Origin of the sequence: Bacteroides sp. 51, from assembly GCF_010500965.1 — a bacterium.
Lineage (GTDB): Bacteria > Bacteroidota > Bacteroidia > Bacteroidales > Bacteroidaceae > Bacteroides.
In genome coordinates, this window is record NZ_QVMI01000032.1 from 1 (window position 1) to 2,505 (window position 2,505).

The following is a 2,505-nucleotide window of genomic DNA, read 5'->3' on the forward strand; positions in this document are numbered from 1 at the left end:
AAGTTAAGGAACCGCCACGTGCCGAACGGCATGCGTGGTGGTGTGAGAGGTCGGAAAATGAAATAGGAGGAAACTATTTCATTTTCCTCCTACTCGATTTAATTATTAACGAACTATAAATCAATGTAATTATGAACACTAATATACTTAAATTATTTAAAGATAGACTGGGTAGAATACCATATTTGAGAACGATTCTAAAGAAAATCCCTACTAATACAATCTTATGTAAAACACTCACAGGTTTAGGTGCTACTTATGGAGAAATTAAAGCGAAAAGACACTCTATCATTATTGAACCGAATGTTCCTGTAATCAAAGGTAAGTGTAAAGACTTTAAGCATCAAGATGATAATTTATTCGGCGTTTATGAAGGTGTTAAAGTTGATAGGATTATGAATTATATTTCTTCAACCTTTGCGGAGAAGAAAAATATTAAGATTCTTACTACACCCGAATCATTCTCTAAAATTAAGCAGGCATTTGAGAATTTAGAGATTAATATGTTTCAACACTGTTTTCTGTTATTTGATGAGTGCCATAAGCTCGTAAAAGATGCTGATTACAGAGAAGGAATACATTTGCCAATAGACGATTTCTTTAGATTTGAAAATAAGGCTCTGGTATCTGCTACTCCTATTGAGTTTAGCGACCCTCGATTTAAGGACTTTCAATATCTAAAAATTGAACCTCAATTTGATTATAAGAAGGATATTCGTATATGTCATACTAATAACACATTACAGGTTCTTAAATCTCAAATTGAAGAAAGGGAGAAAGATGGACAGACCCGTTTCTGCATCTTTATAAACTCAACAGATACTATATTCGCTCTGATAAAGAGGATGGACTTATTGGGAGACTCAGCAGTGTTCTGTGCAGACACAAGCAAGCGTAATCTTAAGAAGAAAGGTTTCATTAATGCTTATACAGAATGGTCGTTTGATAATATGAAGAAGTTCAACTTCTTTACAAGTCGATTTAATGCTGCATTTGATATTGAAATTGATGAGAAACCGGACGTATTCATGCTTACCGACTTATACTTAGTAGAACATACGATACTGGACCCCAATTCGGATATTATTCAGGTTATCGGTCGATTTCGAAATGGAGTTGATTATGTCGCTCATATAACTAATACTACTACAGATTACTCTCATAGAAGTAGAGAGGACGTTTATCGTGAAATTGATATATATGAAGGCTGTTACAAATTATTGTCAAGGGAATATAGAACAGCTACAGAAACTGGAACTTCAATCGCATATCGGGCATTACTAAACACTTCTCCCTACAATAAATTTCTGGATGCTGAGAAAAAGAAAAGCTTCTTCGCTATAGACAACTATGTTAATGAAGTCATGGTAAGGAATCTATATCTGGATAAAGATGTACTATTCAATGCTTATTATAGTGAAAGCCTGTTAAAACACTTTATGGCATACAGTTATGGATACTATTTCAAGACAGGAGACTACGAAAGACTGCAAATAACGAATACTTCGCAGACAATCGTGTCAAAACGGAAAGTCATAGTTGATATATTAGAAAATATGCTGCCTTATGAAACTGAATCTGACTTCCAGTTTATTGAACATATCGAAGCTGTTGACGAACTTATCGTGGAAGCAGTTAATGTACTCGGTGTTAGTAAGGTTAGAAGCTTATGTTACTCAACAGGCGCTTTAAGAACTGCAATAAATGAGAAAAAGAAGAAAACTCCACAGACTATCGAATTGATAAAAGAATACTTTAAGGTTGGAGAGAAGTATACTCTAGCTGAAATAAAGGCAAAAATCAAGGAAATTTATAAGAAACAGGGAGTCGAATATGAAACGGGAGTTACTGCACAGACTATAAAACTGTATTTCCTTACTAAGAAAGCAAAGAAAAGTAGTCAGGATGCTTTATACTTAATTAGTGAACTTCCATAGAGAAAGTGGAGGATTTTTTTAAGGAAGTTGCTTTTATAGACCCCCTCCCAAAAAATCGAAACTTGATATGTCAAGCCATTACAAGTCGCTATATTCTTATGATTCTACTACTCCAGAAAACTCCAGAATGGAGTTTTCCAATTAATAAGTATCTAACATAGATATCTTACATATTGGAATCCGAAAAATATCTAAACTTACATAAAAGCAAGTTCTGCCCTACAGACCTATAAATCTGAGAATCCGAATTGAATCCGAAAAATGTTCATTAAGAACGGATATAGCATTATCCCAGAATCTTGAATTTTTAAGTATAGTGAGTTAAGTCCGTTATAAATTCAAATCTTAGATATAACATCTGTCTACAATTCAAGAAATATAGTTACATGTGTGCTTCAACTCATTATATCGGAGTTGGTATGAAACTTGTAAAAGCCCTATATAAACTAAAATTTGAAATATTCCTACTTACTAATTTTTAACGAAGAGAAGCATATAAAATCTACATATCCGATTTGAAACGGATTCCACGCATAAATATACCATACTTATATATTTCTACCCCTCC

At 33.5% G+C, this 2,505-nt stretch carries 1 protein-coding gene; it reads left to right on the forward strand.

Annotated elements, in window-relative coordinates:
- The first annotated feature begins 131 nt into the window (after positions 1-131).
- Positions 132-1,937, forward strand: a complete 1,806-nt coding sequence (locus tag D0T87_RS18995) for a DEAD/DEAH box helicase family protein (protein WP_163177004.1) — start codon at positions 132-134, stop codon at positions 1,935-1,937.
- Positions 1,938-2,505 lie beyond the last annotated feature (568 nt).

Bases quoted from the DNA above. Each gene is read 5' to 3' on its own strand.
- D0T87_RS18995 (WP_163177004.1), top strand. From the start codon at position 132: ATGAACACTAATATACTTAAATTATTTAAAGATAGACTGGGTAGAATA.